Here is a 22,140-nt window from a genome sequence, read left to right on the forward strand (position 1 = left end):
TCTGCCGCCCAGGCTCCTAGCTGCCAGGCGAGGCCAGGCAATCCAAGACGACGAGAAGAAGCAATCGCAAGCGACCGAGTTGTTCCAGGTGTTGGGCCATCTGGACGACAAGGCAGCCCAAGGCATGCTGTCGGATCGAGAGATCGAAGCGGTACGCGAGAAGTACGACCGCAGCCCCGAGTGGGCCGCCTCGATGCACTCAAGGAACCGAGAGGGCCAGCAGCAGCTAGCCAAGCATCTCGCCCAAGCCGATGAGGACCGCCAAGCGGACCATCTGGCGACGGATGGGACCGCATTTCAGATCGAGGCATTTGGCCGCGAGAAGGTGTCGAAGGCTGCGGATCGTTTGCTCAGGCAGGCAGCCGCCTCCGGCGACACAAACAGCGTGAAGCGTCTGGCGATAGCCATGGCCCGCAACAGTACTCCGTGGCCCGGCATGAAGTCTTTGCTGGACTCCATCAACACGGCGGACAGCAAGCAGGCCACTCAGCTAGCCGAGGTATACGAAACCCTGCTGAGCGTGTCCTCCGACTACGCGCATCAGCTAGTCGGTACGACGGCCAAAGCCAAGTACGACCGCTACCTGCGGGAGACTCGGTATTGGGGTGCCGATCCGGCCCAGGCATGGGCGAAGGTGCAGGCGGCCGAGGCTGTCGATCCGTCGATCCTGAGCAAGCAGGTTGCCGATGTGTGGCGACGAAGGGAGAAGGACATTCCCACCGACTTCGACGACTCCCATTGGTACAACCCCGTCACCAGGGACACGAAGATTCAGAACCTCTCCCTGGTCAAGTCCGAGGTGCTGCGCACCATGACCGAGCTGATGGCCGAGGGCCAGTACGCCGATGAGCCCTCCGCAGTCTTTGACGCCGCCTGGGAAAAATTCAAAGGCAGCCACGTCCGCGTCGGGAACCAATACGTCTCCACTTTCGGCACCACCGAGCACGTCGAGCCCCAAACGGCCAAGGCCATGACGGACTACAGCGTGTCCTTCAAGAACCAGCTGGTCCGCGAAGGGCGCCTAGGCGAGGACGACGAGCTTTGGTTCCGGCCCGACCCGAACACTCCGGGCAAGTGGACGGCGTATGAATCCATCGGAGGCGAGCCCTTCCCAATCTCGCGCCCGGGAGGCGGTGTTGAGCAGGTGAATCCGAACCTCATTCGACGCCACCACGACACTTGGTCGGCCCAAGAGGACCGCAAGAAAGCCGTGTACGAGCAGGCTTTCAATCAGGGCGGCCTAGCCGGCCTTTTCAGCCCCCACGACCGCGACGCGGTGAACAAGAAGTTGGACGAACTGATGGACGCCGACACGGTTCCGCACGCCTCCTGGCACGCAACCAATCTCGATGGGAAGTCCTTTGAAATCTCTCGGGAACAGCAGGCGGACTATCAGAAGCTGAAGGGGGTGAAGGAGGTCGTGAACGACCCACAGTACGCCCCGCAGGACTTCATCGACTTCATCCACTCCAACACCCGCTAACGCCTCCCACCTAGCGGCTTACCCCTCATCGACGCTCGCTCACTGTCCGCCTTGCGGACGGTGACGGGCGGATATTGCCTAGAAGAAGACAGACGCCCATGACGAAGTACAAGCAGCAAGCAGCCCCCGAATTCACCACCGACGCCGACGGGCAGGAGGTCGTCCATGTCCCTCTCGCCAACAGCCAACAGCAGGCGACGTTGTACGCAGAGGACTACCGGAAATTGATGGCCGCTGGGTTCTCTCGTTTCTGGAAGTACGTGCAGGACGGATGCGGGCGTGCGTACCCAACGCTCAACGCCTACACCTCAGACGGCCATAACCGAGAGGTCACTATCGCCCGGCTCGTTGCCGGAGCCGGCCGAGGACAGCGCGTGCGGGCCATCGACGGTAACGCGCTGAACCTCCGCACGGAGAACCTGGAGTTCTTTCCGGGTGCCGTGTGGTTCAACGCCTCGGACTGGTATCCCACTGCTGAGGCGCTACGTGCGGCGGGGATCGAGCCGGCAGGGAAGACCCCCGGTCCCCGTCGTCGCCATCGTCGCCCTGAGAAGCCCTCAGAGAACCGCACGGCGAGCGCAGGGGCTCCGGTCGAAACCAAGGCGGGACATTCCCCGGCTACTGCTCCGGCACGTCCACCGCTTCCGGCAACCCCTGCCGTCGTCCCTTCCAAGCCCTTCACGCCCCGCACCATCAACCGTGCGGCCCTGTCGGCCCGTGTGGGGGTGAAGGTGTCCGAAGGGCTCCTGGAAAATTTCACCACAAATTTCCGTGAGGGTATCGAACAGTTGAAGCGCGGCTGATTCCCCCCGTACCCCTCGCCCATCACACAGCCACAGACACCTCCGGGCGCGGCCAGAACATCGGCCGCTGCCCACACCTGATCCTAGGAATGAATGCTATGAACGAGACCACCGTCCCTGCCCTCCTCCGTCTGCCTGCCGTGCTGGCCCGAGTCGGCGTGTCCAAGAGCACCTTGTACCGCTGGAGTCGCGCCGGTCAGTTCCCGCGCCCCCGGTCTCTGACCGCCATCGGGAGTACCGTGGCGTGGTCGGCCGCCGAGGTGGATGCATGGATCACATCCAAGCTGGCAGCAAATGACGGTACTTTTGACGGTACCTTTAATACACAGCACCCAAAGATCGCTTAAATGCTTGCTTGCCGAGTCCTATCACCGTACCAAGAGGGAGTCCAAGGGCGCGTCTCATAGAGCCCACGGAAACCAAGAAAAGCCCGCAAACATGCGGGTTTTTTTATGCCTGCCGTCCATCCACGTCCAGGGACGCCCCCTGGAATCTCGTCACTTTTGGGGGTATCCCCCATGGCCCGCCAACCGGATACCCGGCGCCCTGCTGGAACTGAGCCTGCCTGCGGTGAAGGCGGCGCTGCACCGCGGCCGGCTGCGGCTGCGCGAGCTGGCCGCGGCGCCGCCACCGGAACCGCCGCCGCGCGCGACCTCGCCCGCGGTGGCCCGCTACGTCGCCCTGTTCAACGCCCGCGACTGGGACGGCGTGCGTGCCCTGCTGGCCGAGGACGTACAGCTCGACCTGGTGTCGCGCGCGCAGCGCACCGGGCGTGCGGTCGGCGATCACCTGAGCAACCACGATCGCTACAGCGACTGGCACCTGGTGCCGGCCTGGCTGGAGGGGCGCGAGGTGATCGTGGTGTTCCGGGCGCGGGGGGATGCGCGGCCCGGCTATTTCATCGAGCTGACGGTGGAGAACGGCAAAGTGCGCTTGATCCGCGACTTTCGCTACGTGCCGTACGTGATGCAGGACGCGATGATGGCCGGCTCGGCTGCAGAAGATGCCATGTAAGCCGGGCCATCCACGCAGCATGTTTTCTGGAAGTGCCGCGCCAGCCCTGTCGGCACACCGGCAACAGACAAACCCGGCCTTGCGCGGGGTTTTCGCCTCTACGCTTCAGAGACGATGCGGTGCACGCCCTCCGGCACCTCATGCCAACTCCCGTCGCTCTCCTGCACGCTCACCGGCGGCTGCCCCCGCCCCCAGGCCTGGACCAGCTTGAGGCGCATCGCCAAGGCCGCGGCCACGGCCTCGCCGCGGCTGGGGTAGGTGCCCAGGCGGGCCACCTCGCGCCGCACGATCCACGGTGCGCCATCGCTGTAGGGGATGTAGAGGCGGACGGTTTCCGGAGTCATGGCGTCTTCCTCGGGGTGTCGAGTGACAACAGGGCCGGCCCCTCGCTGACGAGGCAAATGCGCAGGCAGTGCAGACGACCAGGATGGTCAGGCAGCCAGTCTGACCACTCGATGTTGCAGAAAACCGACAATGCATTCAAGGCATTGCTGGTGCCAGTTGCGCCGATGTGGAAGAGCCAGCGGTGCGCCTTTCTCAGCACCCCTAAAGCTCGCGGATCACGCGGAAGCCCACGCGCGCACTGCGCAGGCCGCCGTCCGCCCCCTGCCGGAACGCCGAGCGCACCTGGTCCGGCGAGCTGCCCCACGAGCCGCCGCGCACCACGCGCACGCTGCAGCCGGGGTTGACCCAGGCGCTGCCGTCCACCGGCGCGCGCAGGTAGCTGTCGTGCCAGCAATCGGCCACCCATTCGGAAACGTTGCCGCTGATGTCGAACAGGCCGAACGGGTTGGCGGTGAAGCTCATCACCGGCGCCGGCCCCCAGTAGCCGTCCCGGTAGCCGGCAAAGGCGTTGCTCCAGCGCCGGCCGCGCTGCGAACGGTCGCCGGCGCCGGTGAGGTTCTCCACCTTGCCGGACGGCGCGCCGTTGCCCCACCAGTAGCGCGTGGCGGTGCCGCCGCGCTCGGCGTACTCGAACTCCGCCTCGCTGGGCAGGCGGTAGCGCTTGCCGGTGCGCTGGCCGAGCCAGTCGGCATAGGCCCTGGCGTCGTTCCAGGACACGTTGACCACCGGCAGGTTTTCGGCCGCCGGGCGGCCGGCGTAGTCGTCCTGCCAGGTGGCCTCCGCATCGTCGCGCAGCACGCCGGTGCGCTCGTCGTAGATGCTGGCGCCGCCCTGGCGCACCGAGTCGGGCACGTAGCCGCTCAGGCGCACGAACTCGCGGAACTGCGCCACCGTGACCTCGCTGCGCGCCATGGCGAAGCCCTGGTCGATCCGCACCGTGTGCTGCGGGATCTCCGCATCGCTGCGGCCATTCTCGCCGTCCGGCGCGCCCATGCGCAGGCTGCCGGTCGGCACCACCACCATCGCAGGCGCCTGCCCCGGCAAGTCCACGAAGCGGTCGGCGAACACCTGGCCGGGCTTGTAGCTGGCGTAGAGGCGCGCATTGGTCAGCCGCTCCTCGAAATCGTCGAGGCCTTCCAGGGCGGGGCTGACGGCCTTCGCCTGCTCGGCGAGCTGGCGTGCCAGATCCTGGTTGCCGGCATCCAGCGCCGAGCGTGCCTGGGCCAGCAGGCCGCTGGCGCGCTGATGGCGGATGCCGTCCACTCGGCTGCGCACGTCCACCAACTGCTGCGCGCCGGGCTGGATCACATCGGCCTCCTGCAGCGCGCGGTCGGCCGCGGCGAAGTCGTTCTGCGCCACCGCCGCCAATGCGCGATCCAGCACCGCCCGCTGCACCTCGAAGATGCCCTGCTGCGCCACCGCGTTCGGCGGATCGAGCGTCTGCACCTGCCGGTAGACGTCGAGCGCGCTGGCGCCCTGCGGCTGGTCGACCTTGCCCTGCTGCAGCAGCGCCGCCGCCTGGGCCAGCAGCGGTTGCACCTGCGCCAGCGTCTTCAGGCGCGCTTCGAGCAGTTCCACCTCGTCGGCGCTGCCGGGCAGTGCGCGCAGATCCGCCAGCGTGTCGTTGGCCGAGCCCGCATCGCCGACGGCGATGTCCTGCCCGACCTGCGCCACCAGCCGCGCGCGGACTTCGTACAGGCCCTGCGCGGCGCGGCGGCTGTCCGGCTTCGCCTTCAGTGCCTCGGCGTAGAGCGCGCCGGCGCTGTCCTTCGCACCGGCCAGGCGGCCGTCGTGCAGCGCCTTGGCGGCGCGCTCGAGCAGCGACTGCACCTCGGGCGTGTCCGCGCTGAGCTGCTCGGGCAGGGGCTGCGCCGGCTTGCGCGTGTGCGCGACGATCACTTCGCGCGGCGCCAGCGTCAGCGGCGGCCCCGCCACCAGTTCGTTGTCCACCGTGGTGAAGGCCGGACGCGAACCCGCCGGCGCCACGGTGCCCGCCAGCCGCGCGCGCGACGCCGCCACGGTGGCGGGATCGACGTGGAACACGCGCGGGAAGAAGTGATAGACCAGCGCGCAGGCGAGCACCGTGACCCCGAGCGCGCCACCCAGCGTGCGCTGGCGTCGGACAGTCTGGTCGCTCGGCATGGTTGGGCGTCTCGCGGTGGGCTGTTATCGTGCAATGCCCACCTTATGGCACCACCGGCGACTGGGCAATGTACGCCCGGCCCCGCTCGAGGAATCCCGATGTCTTTGTCGCTCGCGGCCCCCGCCGCCACCTGGATCGACGACCGCGCCGCGCTCGACGCATGGCTGGCCGAACTGCCGGCCGAGGCCGCGGTCGGCCTCGATACCGAGTTCATGCGCCGCAATACGTTCTATCCGCAGCTGGCGCTGCTGCAACTCGGCTGGAACGGCCGCTACGCGCTGGTCGATCCGCTCGCCTTCACCGTCGGCGACGCGCTGCGCCCGCGGCTCGCAGACGGCCCCGCGGTGACGGTGATGCACAGCGCCGGCGAAGACCTCGAGACCTTGTCGCCGCTGCTGCCCGCGGGGCCGCGCGAGCTGTTCGACACGCAGATCGCCGCCGCCTTCGCCGGCATGGGCCTCGGCATCAGCTATCGCGCCCTGGTCGCGGAGCTGTGCGGCGCGGAGCTGGACAAGGGCGAGACCCGCTCGGACTGGATGCAGCGCCCGCTCACCGAGTCGCAGCGCCTCTACGCCACGCTCGACGTGGTCTACCTCGCCCCGGTGCACGAACAGCTGCGCGAAAGACTGGCGCAACGCGGACGCAGCGCCTGGCACGCCGAGGACTGCGAACGGCTCAAGGCCCGCGCCAGCCGCCGCGAGGAAGAACCTCAGCCGCAGCGCACGTTCCGCGGCGCCGCCGAATGGCCGCCGGCACAGCAGGCGATGCTGCGCCGGATCCTGCAATGGCGCGACCGCAGCGCCCGCCAGCTCGACCGCCCGCGCCCCTGGCTGCTGGAGGACGCGCTCGCCATGAGCCTGGCCCAGCAGCCGCCCGCCAGCCTGGCCGAGCTCGACCAGCGCAGCCGCGGCCAGCGCGCCCTGCGCGCAGCCGAACGCCGCCAGCTGTTCGAACTCATCGAGCAGCCCGTCGGTGAGGCCGAACTCGCCGACACCGCCCGCATTCCCACCTTCCCGCAGGGCGAGGCCAAGAAATCGCTGGCCGCCATGAAGGAGGCGGTGGACCGTTGCGCCACCGAGCTCGACCTTCCTCCGGGCCTGCTCTGCCCGCGCAAGGTGCTGGAGGAATACGTGGTCACCGCCGAATGGCCGGACTTCCTCAACGGCTGGCGCCGCGGCGTGCTCGGCGACCGCCTGCCCGCCCTGCTGCCCGGATGAACGCGCAGGGCCTTGGCGCCGCGCCAAGGCCCTGCTAACATGCGCGGCTCGCGTGGGGCGGTAGCTCAGCTGGGAGAGCGTCGCGTTCGCAATGCGAAGGTCGGGAGTTCGATCCTCCTCCGCTCCACCAACTCATCCAGCCTCGAAAGCCTCGGAAAGCGACCTGCCTTCCGGGGCTTTCTTGTTTTCCGAGCTCGAAAATCGGCACCCCATGCACTCGCCCGGGTCCGGCGCGATACGTAATTACCGGCCATCATCGAATGGCCGGTAATTACCTTTCATGAGCAAGGATTGAATCGTCATTACCGCAATTCAGGGCTGAGTCATTAGCCTTCAAACCATTTTCTCGCGCATTTTCTCGCGCACGGACTTGGCGCCGCCGGCGGCAGTAATCCAAAGCCTGGCCGTCGTAATTAACGGATACAGCCGCAGCCCAGGCAGCCGTGTCAAAACCTTGCCGGAACTCACGTTGCCGGGGCTTCGCTGCACTGCCTGGCCCGACCAAACAGCCAAGTACACGCAAACGATTACATGTCAATCGCATCACCACTCAAGAGTGAGGCGCCTCACATTAAATCGCCCTGCGGCAAAAAATCACATTGAACTTAAATTAATCCGCAAACACCCTTCCCACCCCTGTCCAGCGAAAAGCCCCCCTTCCCTCAAATACCGAGGCATTACGCATGAAAAAGCCATCAGGCCCACAATTCACCGCTTCCCTGCTCAGCATCGCCATTACCGGCCTGCTGTCCGGCCTGGCGGTCGCGGCACCGCAGGCATCCCCCGGCGCAACCAATCAGTCCACGCACGAGATCCGGCAGGTGCGCGACGGCAAGGGCGGCGTGATCTGGCAGGACGCCCGCTCGATCAAGTCCACCAACGTGCCGCAGGGACGCACGGGCTCGGACCTCATCGGTATCCAGTCCATCACCACCGACCCCCAGGGCAAGCTCCAGGTCAAGCTCGGCAAGTTCCAGGGCGCGCTGCGCACGACCGAGCAGGGCGACGTGTTCGTTTCCAACCCAAAGCTCGACGACCACGTCATCTTCCAGGCCTTCGCGCTTTATCAGCCCAACGACCACGCCACCTACACCAGCCTGGCTTCGCACGCCAAGGAACTGGCGGGCTGGGGCGTCACCGACGTCTGGTCGCCGCCGCCCTACCGCGCCGCCTCCGACTCGAAGTACGGCGAGGGCTATGCGATCGCCGACCGCTACGACCTCGGCGCCTACGGCAAGGGCCCGACCAAGTACGGCACAGCCGACCAGCTGAAGTCGGCCCTGGACGCGCTGCACGGCGCGGGCGTGCGTGCGCAGGTGGACGTGGTGCCGAACCAGATGATCGGCCTGAACGTGCGCCACGTGCTGCCGGTGACCGGCGTGGACATGTACGGCCACCCCAACAATTCCTTCATCGACCACTTCCTCTACGCCGCCTACGCTGCCGGTACCGCGCCGGGCGAGCAGGAGCACGGCTACATCAAGTACTGGGACAACTACCACTTCAACGGTACCTCGCCTCAGAACCAGGGTTTGTTCCGCGTGCTGACCGACGCCAATAACGTGCCGTGGCGCTACCTCGGTCCGAACAACCCCGGCAACCACCTGCCCGACTGGCTGGCCGCGAGCGACGCCGCCAAGTACGGCAAGATCAACACCGTGGACGGCTACCTGGTCGCCGACAGCTGGTTCGCGGTCGAGAACGCGCAGAACTCCGACGCCCTGTACGCGCCGCTGTTCCTCTATTACGTCGAGCCGCGCCCGCACGTGGTCAACCAGACCTTCCTCGATTTCGCGCGCGGGCTGGGCTATACGGGCTCGGACGAGGAAGTGCGCAACACCATCCTGGGCCAGCTGCGCACCACGCCCAAGGTCGTCGGCGAGCTGAGCGACGAATACCTGGCCGAGCAGCCCGGCTATTCGCAGCCCTCCGAGAGCGACACCGGTGTCTCCGCGTTCCGCTTCGACGCTCCCGGCAACGACAACTCCCAGATCGGCACCAACGTGCTCGATTTCGAGTTCCTGGTCGGCAACGACCTCGACACCACCCGCGAGGACGTGCAGAAGGAGCAGCTGAACTGGCAGAATTACCTGCTGGACTTCGGCTTCGACGGCTTCCGCATCGACGCCGCCTCGCACATCAACACGCAGGTGCTGCGCAATGAGACGGCCCAACGCCTCGACTATTTCGCGGGCGACGACAACGACAACCACCTGAGCTACATCGAGTCCTACGTGACGGCGCAGGTCGGCTTCGAGCAGTCCAACAAGTTCGGCCAGATGGTGATGGACGCCGGCCCGTACTCGGGCCTGCTGTTCTCCTTCGGCCGCGGCTGGGCGCCGCTGCGCTATGCGTTCGAGGCCTCGCTGATCGACCGCGTCCACGGCGGCCAGCCGATGCCCAACTGGTCCTTCGTCAACAACCACGACCAGGAGCACAACCTGCTGGCGGGCATCCCCCTCTCGCAGGACGAGGCGGCCGGCAGCACGCCGGGCAGCCTGGCCTACGAGCTGCACCAGTTCGACAAGTACGACGCCGACCGCAACAGCGTCAACAAGCAGTGGGCGCCGTACAACGTGCCGGCCTCCTACGCGATCCTGCTGACCACCAAGGACACGGTGCCGACCGTCTTCTACGGCGACATGTTCGTCTCCACCAAGCCGTACATGTCCACGCCCACGCCGTACCACGACGACATCGTCAAGCTGCTCACGATGCGCAAGCGCTTCGCCAAGGGCGAGCAGGTGATCGCCTACGAGAACAGCAACACCGGTAGCAACGGCGACGACCTGGTCGCCAACGTCCGCCTCGGCACCGACCGCGACACGGGCGTGGCCGTGGTGGCCGGCGACAACCCGGCGCTCGACACCACGGTGCGCATCAACATGGGCGGCAAGCATCGCAACCAGTGGTTCGTGGATGCCCTGGGCTTCCATCCGGAGCACCTGCGCACCGACAAGGACGGCGTGCTCACCGTCCACGTGCAGGGCAGCCAGACCGTCGACGTGAAGGGCTACCTCGCCACCTGGGTGCCGGATACGTTCGTACGGGAGTAAGGGCCCCGAGCGGGGGGCGACCTGCCGGCGCCGCTTCCGCGCAGGCCTTCCCAAGTACCAAGCAGCCCCGGAGCGCAGGCTCCGGGGCTTTTCGTTTTCCAACCCCGGTACGGCGAGACGGAAAAGCGCATTAAGAAACCACGCTCCTGCGCAGTCCCACGGCACTCGCCGTACCGGCCCCCGCCTCCAAAACGTGAATCCCAAATTAACGCTTTCTTACTCGCTGCATGGCTTCATGGCCTTGCATTGCTGCGACGCAGCAGCGAGACGCTGAAGGGACGGTCCAGACAAGAAGGCAACAGGCAAGCAGGCGCGACGCAGCCTTTCGGGTTCATGGCCGTGGCGCACCACGAAAGGTAAGAGGGCGCAGTTTCGGCCTCGATGCCGTTTTCCATTGATCCATCCAGGGAGACCGACATGCCCGCCATTTCCGCCTACGCCGCCGACATGCTGGTGTTCGTGGCCCTCCCCTGGCTGCTGTGGAAGGCGCTCAAGCAGCGCATCCCGCTGGTGGTCATCCCCATCGTCATCGGCATGGTGCTGGCCGTGCTCAAGCTGCCGGTCGCCACCCTCGGCCTTCCCTCCCAGCTCGGCAACCAGATCGGCTTCCTCGGCGTACTGCTGCTCGCCTTCACCGCCGGCATGGAATTGCGCGTGCCGCACGACCAGGCTGCCGCCCCGCATGAAGCGCCAGCGCGGGGCTCGTTCCTGCGGCTGGCGGCGAGCGCGCTGGCCGCGCTGCTGGTGCCCTTCGCGGTCGGTTCCGCCTTCGCCTACCTGCACCTGCTCGATCTCGACAGCTGGGTGCCGGCGCACGGCCGCAACGGGCTGAGCGCGGCGGCCATCGGCCTGTGCATGGCGGTGAGCGCTCTGCCCGTGCTGGTGGGCCTGGTCCGCGAGCTGGATGCCAGCCGGCGGCCACTGGGCCAGCTGGCGCTGAGCATGGCGGTGGTGGACGACGCGGCGCTGTGGATCGGCCTCACCGCGATCCAGCTGGCGGCGTTCGGCCATGCCGGCGGCTTCGCCTGGGGCTTCCCGCAGGCGATGGCGGTGGCCGGCCTGGGCGCGCTGGCCGTGCTCGGTGTGGTGGGTCGGCGCGCCGGCGCCAGCCTGCCCGCGCCGGCCGGCTGGCTGGTCGCCGGGCTGTACCTCGCGGTGGGCGCCTGGGCCAGCGCCAGGCTCGGCCTGCACGAACTGATCGGCGCCTTCTTCGCCGGCGCGATGCTCCCGGAGCGGCTGGTGCGCCGCCTGCCGATCGAGAAGCTGGGCCAGTTCGCGCTGGTCGTGATGGCGCCGATGTTCTTCGGGCACAGCGGGCTGAAGATCGACGGCAACGCCTTCGGCTGGCTGACGGTGGCGGTGGCGCTGGGCCTGATGGTGCTGTCGCTCACCTCGAAGTGGCTCGCAGTGCTGGCCATTGCGCCGGTTCCCGGCATGCACCGCAACGACCGCATCGCGCTGGGCTCGCTGCTGCAGTGCAAAGGCCTGATGGAAATCCTGGCGGCGACCATCCTGCATGCGGACGGCCTGCTGTCCGAGCACGCCTACGCGGCGCTGATCAGCCTGGCGGTGGTGTCCACCGTGATCACCGGGCCGCTGTTCCAGTTCCTCACGCGGCGGCGCGCGGCCAAGGCCGCCGCCATGCTGCCCCAGCGTTCCGAAGCGCTTTCGGAAACCTCGCGCTGAGTGCTGCGCGCAGGGCGGGCCGGCCACCCACATGGGCGGGCCGGCCCGCGGCGCAGCCCCACCGCCAGCCCGATTGCGGGCTCCCCGGCTCTGCCACGCAACAACCGCACCGAAGCTCTGCCTGCCGCCGCGAAGCCCCATCCGGCGCCGCGCCATGGACGCACTCACGCTCTCCGCAGGCACCAGCGCACGACCGTCCCTGACTTCCCCCGAATGCTACATTCCAGCCGCCCTGACGGGCACTTATGCCATTCACAAGGGGAAAGCACCATGTCGAAGACCACGCTCCGCCGCCGCGCGCTGGTCGCGCTGCTGCTCACCGGCTTCACCGGCGCGGCCCTGGCCGCCACCCCTCCCGCCACCGGCCTCGGCCAGTCCTGGCCGAACGCTGCCGACGTCAGCGCAAATCCGCACTGGCACGCTTACGTGTTCGTCCTCAACGGCATCAAGTACGTGCAGATCAATGACCTCAACGGCAACGTGCTGGGCGCCGTCGGCACGGCCAACGGCCAGTTCATCACACTGCCGGTCGGCGCCTACTCGCAGCAGGTCTCCACGCCACAGGAGCCGGCGACCCTCTCGTCCACGGCCGTGGCGACGGCCTCGCCGACCCTGGTCTACCAGGACGATTCGATGGAGATCACCGCGACGCCGCAGAGCGATGGCACGCTGAGGCTCAATGCCTTGAGCATCGGCGAATGCAACGACAACCCGACCGAATGCACCAGCCACATCCAGTGATGCGTGCGGGCGCTCCAGCGGACGTCAGCCGTCGCTGGAGTGCCCGGGGTCGAACAGAATGATGCTCAGGCGACGGCCGTTGTCCGGCAGCACGCGCTCGCGCACCCGGCCCTGGAAGGTGGCGGCGCGGTCCTCGATCATCTGCCGACCCTGCCCGCTCGACGCCCGGACCAGGTGTGGCAGCAGCTCGCTCCACTGGATCCTTGCCAGGCGCGCCGGATGGGCGTGGCTTTCGATGCGCAGCACGGCACCGCGGCGCCCGGCCAGCTCGCCGCAGCGCAGGGTGAGCCGAAATTCGCTGGCGCTCTTGCGCCCGCAGGCATCGACGACCGCCTCGCACGCAAGCCGGTAGAGCGTCAGCTGCAGCGTGCTCGACAAGAGCCCCGGCGTACCCCGCGTGTCGCACCAGTAGGCGATGCCGGCCTCGTCCAGGGCACGCGCCATCCCGCCCTCGCGCAGCGCGCCTGACAGGCCGCGCTCGCGCCACCGGGCGGGATACAGGCCATCGGCGAGCCGATAGATCTGATCCTCCGCGACCAGGGCCTGGCGGTGATAGCTGCGGTCGTCGATGAAGGGCTGCAGGTGCCGGAGCCGCCGCATCATCAGGGTGCAGACGATGTGGACGGTCTCGCCGACCTGCTCCAGCGCCTGCGAGACCATGCGCAGCTGCATCTCGCCCACCTGCACGTTGCGCTGGGCCAGTGCCAGCGCCATGCGCACGTCGGTGCTTTCCTGCCCGGCGCGGCGGTCGAGCACCCCGATGCGCGCGCCGACCAGCAACATGGTGGTGATCGCGAAAGCCATCACCACCTCGGCCTGGAGCGTGGCGACGTCGTAGCGCTTGGGCATCAGCAGCATGACGGCAAAACTGGCCGCCGTGCCCCCTATGGCGGCCCCCTGCCAGCCGTGGCGCAGGGCCAGCCACACGACCGGCAAGAACATCGCGACCTGGACGATCTGCCTGGCCTGCGGCAGGTTCATGCCCAGCCAGACCAGGAACAGCACCACCGGCACGGCCATGACCATGCTCTCGAGCAGCAGCCGGCTCTCGCCCAGTTGCCGGCGCAGCGCCCCCCAGCTGTTGCCCCGCACGGCCTGGAAAAGGAACAGCACCAGCGGCGCGACCACCAGGATGCCGAGGTAGTTGCCCACGACCCAGCGCGCAGTAACTTCGCCGTACTGGATCGGCCAATAACTGGAACCGGGCCAGGGCGTCATGATCGACAGCAAGCTCAGGCTATAGAGTGTGGTCAAAAGCGCTACAGCCATCGCGCAGGCCAGGAATATCCCCATCTTCAACCCGCCCCTGGCCGGCAAGACGTGCCACTTCTCGCGCGCCAGATAGATGACAGGGGCCGCGAAGAGCATGGGAGGCGTCAGATTGAATGCGGCCCAGGTCGAACCGCAGCGGTCGGCGCATTGGACGCTGCTAGGCACCAGGTAGACCATCTCGCCCAGGATCATCGCCGGCCAGTAGCGGTAAGGAACGAGCAGCAGCGCGCTCACGCGGAATCCGCTCACGATGAGCCAGTGCGAGAACGACGCCGCACGGAACAGCTCCACGCCAACGAAATAGGCCACGGCCACCGCGAGGTGGCCGAGCCAGGCGTGAGCTTTCCATCCCTTACGCATACCCCCCACCCTTTGCCGGAATCCCTGCCGCCTGCATCCGCCTGCCCGGCCATGCCTGCCCGCATCAAGCCCGAGGCAGACCGCAACAAGCGCAAGACGGCGTCATGCTAGCGCAGTCCGGGCCTGGTATTGCGGTGGGTATGCATGCCCAAGCACACCGGGCCCGCGGGCCGGGGGCTGCCGCCGCCCGGCCGCGTCAATCCGCCACAATGTCCTCCACTACCGCCCGCCCGTCGCGCAGGGTGATGTGCGCCAGCAGGAAGGCGATCGCCGCGCAGGCGGCAATGCCGGCCAGCATGGGACGCGCGGTGCCGTCGAAGAAGCGGCCGAGCACGGCGATCACGCAGGCGCCGTTGACGAACTGCAGCGTGCCCATGAAGGCCGAGGCGGTGCCGGCGATGCGGCCATGCCCATCCAGCGCGAGCACCGCGGTGCTGGGCACCACCAGGCCGAGGAAGCCGTAGCCGACGAACAGCAGCGCCATCATCACGCCGAGGCGGTCCACGCCGCCCATGTAGAGGCCAGCCAGCAGCACCATGGTCAGCGCGTAGCCGGACACCGCCGTGCGCACCACGCGCGCCAGGCCGTAGCGGCCGCCCAGCCAGCCGGTGAGCTGGGCCGCGCCGATGAAGGCCACCGCGTTGATCGAGAAGGCCAGGCTGTAGTGCGTGGGCGAAAGGCCGTAATGGTCGATCAGCACGAACGAGGAATTGGCCAGGTAGGCGAAGAAGCTGGCCACGCCGAAGGCGTTCAGGAACACCAGCCCGAGGAAGTGGCGGTCCTTCAGCAATACGCCGTAGGCGGCCAGCGCGCTGCGCAGGTTGCTGTCCACGCGCTGCTCGCGCGGGCGGGTTTCCTTCAGCGCCGTGGCCACCAGCAGCAGGCCGAGCAGCGCCGCGCCCATCACCGTCCAGAAGATGCCGCGCCAGCTCGCCAGCGCGATCACCAGGCTGCCGGTCAGCGGCGCCAGCACGGGCGAGACGCTGAACACCAGCATCAGCAGCGCCATCAGCCGCGCCGCGTCGGTGCCGGTGTGCATGTCGCGCACGATCGCGCGCGGCACCACCATGCCGGCGCAGGCGCCCAACCCCTGGATGAAGCGGAACACGATCAGCAGATGGATGTTCGGCGCCAGCGCGCAGCCCACGCTGCCCAGCGCGAACAGCACCAGGCCGAAGTAAATCGGCGGTTTGCGCCCCACCATGTCCGACACCGGGCCGTAGATCAGCTGGCCGACGCCGAGCGAGATGAAGAACGCCATCAGGCTGGCCTGCACCAGGCGCACGTCGGCATGCAGGCTCTGCTGGATGGTGGGCAGCGCCGGCAGGTACATGTCGATGGCGAACGGGCCGATCGCCGAGAGCAGGCCGAGAATCAGCGCCGCCCCGAGAAAACGGGAAGTCATGAATCGATGTCCTTGCGAGGAGGGCCGCGGCGATGCGCCGCCGGTCCGGTGCCGCCCGGGAATCACCGCATCGGGCATGCGGGAGGGCAAGGCGATGAATAAGGCATGCGGCGGGATAACTCAAGCCCTGCCCGTCTCCGATCGCGCCGTACGTGTCGGGTCACCAGGTGCTGCAGGCACCGCACCGCCACGCGCGGCCGGCACTGCCTGCACCGCCCGGCCTAGACGGTGGCATCCATGAGGCTGGCCTCCTTGGCCTGGACGCAGGGCTCGTGACCGCAGTCACAATACGCCGTCTGCTCCTCGGGCGTGGTCGCGGCGGCCTCGCGGCAATAGTCGCTGCAGTATTCGCTTCCGCTCGGCACGGTGCAGCGGCAGGAGGCGTGGCCGCAACGGGCATCGTTGTCGGACATGGTCGTTCTCCGCGTGCGTCGACACGGGTTCCACCGTGGCAGAGGCGCCGTCCAGCAGGCGTGAACCGCCGGCGCGACGCACGATGCGGGAAGCGGGATCGTCCGGCGCACGGCTCGTTCGATCGGGGCGGAAAACATCGCGCAGGGCCCGCCTGTCCCACCGATGTCCGCAAGTTTTTATCGTCCCGACGCCGCCCAAGTGCGCACAAGGCCTGTAACGGTCGAGGATTCACGCAGCGAGGTATACCCTCCACGTTCACCCACCATGGAGTCCCGTCATGCCCAGCAACCGCCTCCGCATCCTCACCCTGGCCGCGGCGCTGCTCGCCGCGGGCGGCGCCTCGGCGCAGAGCCTGGACAAGCTCAAGAGCCAGGCCGGCGGCCTGCTTTCCTCGCATGGCTCGGGCTCGTCGCTGCCTTCGCTGTCCTCGCTCGGCAGCGCCCAGAACGCCGCCGGCGTGCTGGGCTACTGCCAGAAGAACGGCTACCTGCCCAGCGCCAGCTCCACGCTGAAGGACAAGCTGCTCGGCAGCCTCGGCGGTTCGCAGAAGGCCAGCGCGTCGAGCCCATACCAGCAGGGCCTGAGCGGCGTCCTGCAAGGCGGCGACGGGCAGCAGTTCAGCCTGGGCGACTTCAAGGGCAAGATCGCCAAGCAGCTGTGCAAGACCGTGGCCGACAAGGCCGCGTCCTCCTTCCTCGGCGGCTGACGAGGCGTCGGGAAAGCATCCCTGAAAAAAGCCGCCCGGCCACGGCAGTGGCCGGACGGCAGCGTTTCGGGGAGCTGGAGGGCAGCGGACGAAACGCAAAATGCCCAGGGGGCGCCGGCCGGCCGCGAGGGCAGCCGACCGGCGGGGCTCAGTGCGCCGCAGCGGGCTTGTGGGGGCCTTCGCCCTCCACGCGGCGATAAAGTTCCTGCCAGTCCACGATCAGCTCGCTGCCGTGCCGGGTGGCGTTGCGCCCCCAGTCGCGCAGCAGTTCAAGGCTGGCCTGGTCGACGTGGTGCAGGCGGTCCAGCACCAGCCTGAGGCGGGTGTTGGGCGGCACCTGCTCCAGCGTGCGCGCCATCGAGGGCACCTTGAGGAAGGTGGCCGAGCCTTCCAGGTGCAGCGAGGCGTGGCCCGGCTCGTCGTGGTGGTCGAGGCCGACCTTGAGCCGCGAGGACAGCAGCGAGAGGCGGAACAGCGACAGCCCGAAGCCGATCAGCACGCCGGTCAGGAGATCGGTGGCGACGATGGCGACGGTGGTGGCCACGTAGATCGCCGCCGTGCCCTTGCCGTAGGCGGCCAGGGCCTTCACCTGCTTGAAGTTGACCATCTTGATGCCGGTGTAGACCAGGATGCCGGCCAGGCAGGACACCGGCGTCATGCGCATCAGCCACGGCAACAGCAGCGCGAACACCAGGATCCACGCGCCGTGCAGGATCGCCGCCATGCGCGTGACCGAGCCGGCCTGCACGTTGGCCGCGCTGCGCACGATCACGCCGGTCATCGGCAAGGCGCCGAGGAAGCCGCAGAGCAGGTTGCCCACGCCCTGCGCGGTCAGCTCGCGGTCGTAGTGGGTGCGCGGGCCGTCGTGCATGCGATCCACCGCCGCCGCCGACAGCAGCGTCTCCGCACTGGCGATGAAGGCGAAGGTGATCGCCGAGACGATCAGCGAGGGCTCGATCAGGCCGCCCAGGCTGGCGAAGCTCGGCAGCGACACCGCCGCGAACAGGTTGGACGGCACGTCCACCTTCTTCACGTCGAGGCCGGCCAGCTGCACCACTGCGGTCAGCGCCACCACCGCGAGCAGCGCACCGGGCACGAAGCGCAGCCTGGCCGGGCGCAGCTTCTCCCAGCCCAGCATGATGGCGATGGTGGCCAGACCGATCAGCAGCGCGGCGAGGCCGCTGCCGCCGCCGACGGCATCGAACAGCGCCGCCGGCAGCGCGGCGAAGTTCTCCAGGCCGCGGGCCTTGGGCAGCGCATCCATCAGCACGTGCGACTGCGAGGCCACGATCAGGATGCCGATGCCCGAGAGCATGCCCGCCACCACCGCCGGCGAGGTCATGCGGAACCAGATGCCGACCCGGCACAGGCCGGCGGCGATCTGGATCAGGCCGGCCAGCAGCACCACCGGCCCCAGCGCGGCCACGCCATGCTCGCGCACCAGCTCGAACACCAGCACCGCGAGGCCCGCCGCCGGGCCGCTCACCTGCAGGGGCGAGCCGGCGATGGCGCCGACCACGACGCCGCCGACGATGCCGGTGATCAGGCCCGCCGCCGGCGGCATGCCCGAGGCGATGGCGATGCCCATGCACAAGGGCAGCGCCACCAGGAACACCACGACCGAACCCAGCAGGTCGCGACCGAACAAGCCTTGTGAGAAGTACGCGCGCATGGTCGTGGCCTCCTTCGGTCAGGCGAGCGCTTCGGCCACGGCCTGGGCCAGCCGCGGACGCGGCGTGGCCTCCGGCATCGGGCAGACGTTGGGCAGCAGGGGCACGAACTTGCCCAGCTTGGCGTCGAAGGCGCGGATCTCGCCGTGCTCGATGTCGTAAACCCAGCCGTGGATGCGCAAGGTGCCGCGCGCCAGCCGCGCCGCCACGGCGGGCTGGGTGCGCAGGTGGTCGAGCTGCGCCACCACGTTCTCCTCGGTGAGGCACTTGAGCACGTCGTGGCCGCACAGCTCGGGGTCGTGCTGGGCGACCACGTGGCGCGCGGTCTCGGCATGGTGCAGCCAGGTTGCCACCGCGGGCTTGTCGGCCACGTGCTCGGGATGCAGCACGGCCTTCATCGCGCCGCAGTCGGAGTGGCCGCAGATCACGATGTTCTGCACCTCCAGCGCCTGCACGGCGTATTCGATCGCGGCGATCACGCCGCCCACGAACTGGCCGTAGGGCGGCACGATGTTACCCACGTTGCGGCTGACGAACAGCTCGCCGGGCTGGGTGGAGAAGATCATCTCCGGCATCACGCGCGAGTCGGCGCAGGTGATGAACATGGTGTGCGGGTTCTGGCCGTGGGCGAGTTTCTTGAACAGCTCGCGCTGCTGCGGAAAGACCTCGCGGCGGAATTGGTCGAAACCTTCGATCAGACGTTCCATGGGTAGGCTCTCAAGTCAAACGGATGGGGAGGCCGATGCGGGAGGGCATCGACGGGACGTGGAAGTGCGGGGAGCCACGCGGCAGGCGGACGCCGGCGCCTACGCGGCGCAGCGCTCTTGCATGCCGGAAACGGGAATGGCGCGCGACGGACACTCGCCTGGAATCAGGCCAGCATCGGGCGACGCCGGGGCGTCAGACTGAGGGAGGACGCGGGTCCTGGCCGATCGGGCTGCTCACCAGCGCGGGCGCGACCCGCGGCAGTTCGGCCGATACGGTGGAAGCGAGGTGCAGCACGAAATGCTCGGGGAGCGCCAGCGTGTCGTCGCTGGAGTTGTCTTCCGAGACGCTGGGGGCGCCGTCGTCGCTGGAGGCGTCGCCGCCGGGTGCCAGGTCGGTGGACACGACGTGCTGGGCATACCCGGTCGTACCCGAGTGCCCCGCGTGCGACGCAGCATGGTTCCCCACCGCCATGGCGTTGCCGAGCAGCAGCATGCTCCACAGGAGCACGAGGCTGGCAATGACGTTGGCGCGGCGGAGGACCATGGATGGAAACCTACGGGACTGTCCAGTCAATAGCAAGTGCTGCATCGCAAAATTCTGCGCACCGGCCGAAGCCGTTCACGGCACGATGCAGCGCGGCGCATCGCCGCGTCGGCGAGCCTCACACGTCGACGTTTAAGATCGGCATAAGACTGATCGCGCATCATGAAAATGGTTCCCCCGCCGCCGCGCCGGCCGCCCCATGACAGACAGGTAGAGAGATCCGTGCACATCTTGCTCGTGGAAGACGATGCCCAGCTCGGCGAGGCGATCCGCCACGCCCTGGAGCAGCAGTCCTATGCGGTGACCTGGCTGCGCCACGGCAGCGAGGCCATGGCCGCGCTGCGCGACCAGTCCGCCGACGTGATGCTGCTCGACCTCGGCCTGCCCGACAAGGACGGCCTCGAAGTGCTGAAGGAGGCGCGGCGCCAGGGCAACCGCATCCCGGTGCTGATCATGACCGCGCGCGACGCGCTGGAGACGCGCATCCGCGGCCTCGACATCGGCGCCGACGACTACCTGGTCAAGCCGTTCCACCTCGAAGAGCTGGCCGCGCGCATCCGCTCGCTCACCCGCCGCGCGCAGGGGCTGGCCGACAGCACGGTGGAGGTGGGCGAGCTGCGCCTCAACCTCGCCACCAACGAGGTGGCCTATCGCGGCGAGAACGTGGTGCTGACGCGGCGCGAGTTCGCCCTGCTGCGCGTGCTGATGGAGCGCGCCGGCCGCATCGTGCGCCGCGAGAGCCTGGAGAACTCGGTGTACGGCCTGGACACCTCGGTGGAGAGCAACGCGCTGGAGGTGCAGGTGCACTGGCTGCGCCGCAAGCTGAGCCCGGAGGTGATCCACACCGTGCGCGGCGTCGGCTACATGATCCCGCGCGAACCCAAGTGAGGATGAAGCCCTTCAGCCTGCGCGGCCGCCTGACCTGGCTGGTGATCGCCGTGCAGCTGCTGGTGCTGATCCCGTTGGGGCTGATCAGCTACCAGCGCGAGCGGCGCGAGATGAACGAGCTATTGGACGGCCGCCTGGCCCAGGCCGGCCACACCCTCGCCGCGCTGGTGCAGAACAACGAGCCCTCGGCCTTCTTCGAGCCGGCCGGCAAGGTGGTGGCACCGGCCACCAAGGCCACCGACGCGATGGTGGTGTCGGTGCGCAACCAGAACTTCGAGCCGGAGGGCGGCTTCCAGGTCTACGACACCTTCCACCGGCTGATCATCGCCACCTCGAACCTGCAGGACCTGCCCTCGCCCACCTCGCTGGACTTCGGCTTCCGCGACATCGTCCACGACGGCACCCGCTGGCGGGTGTACACCTTCCTCAGCCACAAGGGCCTCACCGTGCGCATCGGTGAGCGCGAGGACAACCGCCAGGACATCACCCGCGGCCTGATGCTGGAGCACGGCCTGCCGCTGCTGCTCGGCCTGCCGCTGCTGGCGATCCTGGCCGGCTGGGCGGTGCAACGCGGCCTGCGCCCGCTGTCGCTGCTCACCCAGCGCCTGGCCGAGCGCACGCCGGGCAGCCGCCAGCCGGTCGCCATCGGCGATTCGCCGCACGAGATCAAGCCGCTGGTGGCCACGCTCAACCAGCAGTTGCAGCGGCTGGAGGACGTGATCGAGCGCGAGCACCGCTTCAACGCCGACGTGGCGCACGAGCTGCGCACGCCGCTCACCGCAGCGGTGATCCACCTGGAAAGCGCCAGCCTCACCAACAACCCGCTCGACGCGCGCTTCGACCTGGACAAGGCGCAGCAGAGCCTGGCGCGGCTGGCCCGGCGCATCGAGCAGATCCTGGCCCTGGCGCGGCTCGAAGCCGGCGCCGCCGCCCGCGACCGCAGCCCGATGGACCTGGTGGCCGTCGCCACCGAGGTGATCGAGGAAATGGCGCCGCTGATCGCGGGCAAGGACATCGAGCTCAGCCTGGTCAACGATGCGCCGAAGCTCCTCGTGCAAGGCCACGAGGCGGCGCTGTTCGCGCTGTTCCGCAACCTGATCGAGAACGCGCTGCGCTATGCCTCCACCGGCGGCCAGGTCGAGGTGTCGCTGAAGTCCACCGCGACCGCCGCGGTGATCGACATCAGCGACGACGGCCCCGGCATTCCCGCCGACCGCCGCGAGGTGGTGTTCGACCGCTTCCACCGCGAGAGCCGCGCGGAGTCGCCGGGCTACGGCCTGGGGCTCAGCATCGTGCGGCGCGCAGCGCAGCTGCACGATGCGCGGATCGAGCTGTTCGACTCGACGTTCGGGCATGGACTGCATGTGCGCATCACGCTGCCGCTGACGGCGCAGGGCTAGAGTTGGTCGCGGTCTTGCCGCGCCGATGCGGTGGGGCGATGGGGCGTGTTTTTGCGGTGGCCAAGGGGGCGCGGGGACGCAGCGCTTTCGATCTTGCTCGTCGCTCTTGCTCGTCGCTCTTGCTCGTCGTTCCGGCATAGGCCGGAGGCGCTTCACCACAGCGAAGCTAGTCATCCGGCACCACACGTTCGTTTTTTGAAGCGAAACGTTGATGCGATCTGGCCGGCCGTTGGCCGGGGGTTTCGCTCCCCTGCCGGGGAGCGAGTTACTTTTCTTTGCTTGCCCA

General features: G+C 68.3%; 20 protein-coding genes and 1 tRNA gene. 12 read left to right on the plus strand and 9 right to left on the minus strand.

Going from position 1 to position 22,140, the window contains the following annotated elements:
* The 4 genes from ACH65_RS20330 to ACH65_RS14285 form a co-directional block, all read left to right on the plus strand.
* Window positions 1–1,483: hypothetical protein (locus ACH65_RS20330; protein WP_049623285.1), on the plus strand; the 1,483-nt coding region annotated here is incomplete at its 5' end.
* 98 nt (window positions 1,484–1,581) lie between these two features.
* Window positions 1,582–2,286, plus strand: coding sequence for a hypothetical protein (locus ACH65_RS19960; RefSeq protein ID WP_153242615.1), 705 nt, complete (start codon window positions 1,582–1,584; stop codon window positions 2,284–2,286).
* A 98-nt stretch (window positions 2,287–2,384) separates the two neighbouring features.
* On the plus strand, window positions 2,385–2,633 hold the full coding sequence (locus ACH65_RS19170) for a helix-turn-helix transcriptional regulator (protein ID WP_202594221.1): 249 nt from the start codon (window positions 2,385–2,387) through the stop codon (window positions 2,631–2,633).
* Between the two features lie 223 nt (window positions 2,634–2,856).
* The gene (locus tag ACH65_RS14285) at window positions 2,857–3,300 is read left to right on the plus strand and encodes a nuclear transport factor 2 family protein (protein WP_053096275.1); all 444 of its coding nucleotides are present in this window, start codon (window positions 2,857–2,859) and stop codon (window positions 3,298–3,300) included.
* A 98-nt stretch (window positions 3,301–3,398) separates the two neighbouring features.
* Here the strand turns inward: ACH65_RS14285 and ACH65_RS14290 are convergent, their stop codons facing one another.
* Window positions 3,399–3,644: a hypothetical protein gene (locus ACH65_RS14290; RefSeq protein ID WP_049623286.1), complete on the minus strand. Its 246-nt coding sequence runs from the start codon at window positions 3,642–3,644 to the stop codon at window positions 3,399–3,401.
* A 202-nt stretch (window positions 3,645–3,846) separates the two neighbouring features.
* Complete coding sequence (locus ACH65_RS14295; protein WP_049623287.1) at window positions 3,847–5,787, minus strand: formylglycine-generating enzyme family protein; 1,941 nt, start codon at window positions 5,785–5,787, stop codon at window positions 3,847–3,849.
* 99 nt (window positions 5,788–5,886) lie between these two features.
* Between ACH65_RS14295 and rnd the strand changes: the two genes are divergently transcribed.
* From rnd to ACH65_RS14310, 3 genes are all read left to right on the plus strand, one after another.
* Window positions 5,887–7,005: a ribonuclease D gene (rnd, locus tag ACH65_RS14300; RefSeq protein WP_049623288.1), complete on the plus strand. Its 1,119-nt coding sequence runs from the start codon at window positions 5,887–5,889 to the stop codon at window positions 7,003–7,005.
* 54 nt (window positions 7,006–7,059) lie between these two features.
* A tRNA-Ala gene (locus tag ACH65_RS14305) sits at window positions 7,060–7,135 on the plus strand.
* A 553-nt stretch (window positions 7,136–7,688) separates the two neighbouring features.
* Entirely contained in the window at window positions 7,689–10,061 is a 2,373-nt protein-coding gene (locus ACH65_RS14310; RefSeq protein ID WP_049623289.1) for a glycoside hydrolase family 70 protein, read from the plus strand.
* A gap of 233 nt (window positions 10,062–10,294) precedes the next feature.
* Here ACH65_RS14310 and ACH65_RS19965 read toward each other — a convergent pair whose 3' ends face one another.
* Window positions 10,295–10,480, minus strand: a complete 186-nt coding sequence (locus ACH65_RS19965; protein WP_153242616.1) for a hypothetical protein — start codon at window positions 10,478–10,480, stop codon at window positions 10,295–10,297.
* Between ACH65_RS19965 and ACH65_RS14315 the strand changes: the two genes are divergently transcribed.
* Entirely contained in the window at window positions 10,479–11,747 is a 1,269-nt protein-coding gene (locus ACH65_RS14315; RefSeq protein ID WP_049623290.1) for a cation:proton antiporter, read from the plus strand. The genes ACH65_RS19965 and ACH65_RS14315 overlap by 2 nt on opposite strands.
* 270 nt (window positions 11,748–12,017) lie before the next feature.
* Window positions 12,018–12,488, plus strand: a complete 471-nt coding sequence (locus tag ACH65_RS14320; RefSeq protein WP_049623291.1) for a hypothetical protein — start codon at window positions 12,018–12,020, stop codon at window positions 12,486–12,488.
* 24 nt (window positions 12,489–12,512) lie between these two features.
* Here ACH65_RS14320 and ACH65_RS14325 read toward each other — a convergent pair whose 3' ends face one another.
* The 3 genes from ACH65_RS14325 to ACH65_RS14335 all read right to left on the minus strand — a co-directional run bounded on the left by ACH65_RS14325 (window position 12,513) and on the right by ACH65_RS14335 (window position 15,938).
* Window positions 12,513–14,120, minus strand: coding sequence for an MASE1 domain-containing protein (locus ACH65_RS14325; RefSeq protein ID WP_049623292.1), 1,608 nt, complete (start codon window positions 14,118–14,120; stop codon window positions 12,513–12,515).
* 196 nt (window positions 14,121–14,316) lie between these two features.
* Window positions 14,317–15,525 (minus strand): multidrug effflux MFS transporter, encoded by a 1,209-nt coding sequence (locus tag ACH65_RS14330; protein ID WP_049623293.1) that lies wholly within the window; start codon window positions 15,523–15,525, stop codon window positions 14,317–14,319.
* A gap of 221 nt (window positions 15,526–15,746) precedes the next feature.
* On the minus strand, window positions 15,747–15,938 hold the full coding sequence (locus tag ACH65_RS14335; protein WP_049623294.1) for a hypothetical protein: 192 nt from the start codon (window positions 15,936–15,938) through the stop codon (window positions 15,747–15,749).
* A 278-nt stretch (window positions 15,939–16,216) separates the two neighbouring features.
* Between ACH65_RS14335 and ACH65_RS14340 the strand changes: the two genes are divergently transcribed.
* Window positions 16,217–16,645, plus strand: coding sequence for a DUF2501 domain-containing protein (locus ACH65_RS14340; RefSeq protein ID WP_049623295.1), 429 nt, complete (start codon window positions 16,217–16,219; stop codon window positions 16,643–16,645).
* A 148-nt stretch (window positions 16,646–16,793) separates the two neighbouring features.
* Here ACH65_RS14340 and ACH65_RS14345 read toward each other — a convergent pair whose 3' ends face one another.
* From ACH65_RS14345 to ACH65_RS14355, 3 genes are all read right to left on the minus strand, one after another.
* Entirely contained in the window at window positions 16,794–18,317 is a 1,524-nt protein-coding gene (locus ACH65_RS14345; RefSeq protein ID WP_049623296.1) for a SulP family inorganic anion transporter, read from the minus strand.
* 18 nt (window positions 18,318–18,335) lie between these two features.
* Window positions 18,336–19,022, minus strand: coding sequence for a carbonic anhydrase (locus ACH65_RS14350; RefSeq protein ID WP_049623297.1), 687 nt, complete (start codon window positions 19,020–19,022; stop codon window positions 18,336–18,338).
* Between the two features lie 193 nt (window positions 19,023–19,215).
* On the minus strand, window positions 19,216–19,566 hold the full coding sequence (locus ACH65_RS14355) for a hypothetical protein (protein WP_049623298.1): 351 nt from the start codon (window positions 19,564–19,566) through the stop codon (window positions 19,216–19,218).
* Between the two features lie 222 nt (window positions 19,567–19,788).
* Between ACH65_RS14355 and ACH65_RS14360 the strand changes: the two genes are divergently transcribed.
* Window positions 19,789–20,454 carry a response regulator gene (locus ACH65_RS14360; RefSeq protein ID WP_049623299.1) on the plus strand — a complete coding sequence of 222 codons (666 nt, stop codon included), beginning with the start codon at window positions 19,789–19,791 and terminating at the stop codon, window positions 20,452–20,454.
* 2 nt (window positions 20,455–20,456) lie between these two features.
* The gene (locus ACH65_RS14365; protein WP_049623300.1) at window positions 20,457–21,854 is read left to right on the plus strand and encodes a sensor histidine kinase; all 1,398 of its coding nucleotides are present in this window, start codon (window positions 20,457–20,459) and stop codon (window positions 21,852–21,854) included.
* Window positions 21,855–22,140 lie beyond the last annotated feature (286 nt).

It is taken from the genome of Frateuria defendens, assembly GCF_001182895.1.
Taxonomy (GTDB): domain Bacteria; phylum Pseudomonadota; class Gammaproteobacteria; order Xanthomonadales; family Rhodanobacteraceae; genus Frateuria_B; species Frateuria_B defendens.

What these genes read in the sequence shown, in the direction of transcription:
- ACH65_RS14290 (WP_049623286.1), bottom strand. Translation starts at nt 3,644, where the DNA reads ATGACTCCGGAAACCGTCCGCCTCTACATCCCCTACAGCGATGGCGCA.
- ACH65_RS14320 (WP_049623291.1), top strand. Translation starts at nt 12,018, where the DNA reads ATGTCGAAGACCACGCTCCGCCGCCGCGCGCTGGTCGCGCTGCTGCTC.
- ACH65_RS14355 (WP_049623298.1), bottom strand. Translation starts at nt 19,566, where the DNA reads ATGGTCCTCCGCCGCGCCAACGTCATTGCCAGCCTCGTGCTCCTGTGG.
- ACH65_RS14295 (WP_049623287.1), bottom strand. Translation starts at nt 5,787, where the DNA reads ATGCCGAGCGACCAGACTGTCCGACGCCAGCGCACGCTGGGTGGCGCG.
- ACH65_RS14325 (WP_049623292.1), bottom strand. Translation starts at nt 14,120, where the DNA reads ATGCGTAAGGGATGGAAAGCTCACGCCTGGCTCGGCCACCTCGCGGTG.
- ACH65_RS14345 (WP_049623296.1), bottom strand. Translation starts at nt 18,317, where the DNA reads ATGCGCGCGTACTTCTCACAAGGCTTGTTCGGTCGCGACCTGCTGGGT.
- ACH65_RS14365 (WP_049623300.1), top strand. Translation starts at nt 20,457, where the DNA reads ATGAAGCCCTTCAGCCTGCGCGGCCGCCTGACCTGGCTGGTGATCGCC.
- ACH65_RS14350 (WP_049623297.1), bottom strand. Translation starts at nt 19,022, where the DNA reads ATGGAACGTCTGATCGAAGGTTTCGACCAATTCCGCCGCGAGGTCTTT.
- ACH65_RS19170 (WP_202594221.1), top strand. Translation starts at nt 2,385, where the DNA reads ATGAACGAGACCACCGTCCCTGCCCTCCTCCGTCTGCCTGCCGTGCTG.
- ACH65_RS19960 (WP_153242615.1), top strand. Translation starts at nt 1,582, where the DNA reads ATGACGAAGTACAAGCAGCAAGCAGCCCCCGAATTCACCACCGACGCC.
- ACH65_RS14340 (WP_049623295.1), top strand. Translation starts at nt 16,217, where the DNA reads ATGCCCAGCAACCGCCTCCGCATCCTCACCCTGGCCGCGGCGCTGCTC.
- ACH65_RS14330 (WP_049623293.1), bottom strand. Translation starts at nt 15,525, where the DNA reads ATGACTTCCCGTTTTCTCGGGGCGGCGCTGATTCTCGGCCTGCTCTCG.
- rnd (WP_049623288.1), top strand. Translation starts at nt 5,887, where the DNA reads ATGTCTTTGTCGCTCGCGGCCCCCGCCGCCACCTGGATCGACGACCGC.
- ACH65_RS19965 (WP_153242616.1), bottom strand. Translation starts at nt 10,480, where the DNA reads ATGTCGGTCTCCCTGGATGGATCAATGGAAAACGGCATCGAGGCCGAA.
- ACH65_RS14335 (WP_049623294.1), bottom strand. Translation starts at nt 15,938, where the DNA reads ATGTCCGACAACGATGCCCGTTGCGGCCACGCCTCCTGCCGCTGCACC.
- ACH65_RS14315 (WP_049623290.1), top strand. Translation starts at nt 10,479, where the DNA reads ATGCCCGCCATTTCCGCCTACGCCGCCGACATGCTGGTGTTCGTGGCC.
- ACH65_RS14310 (WP_049623289.1), top strand. Translation starts at nt 7,689, where the DNA reads ATGAAAAAGCCATCAGGCCCACAATTCACCGCTTCCCTGCTCAGCATC.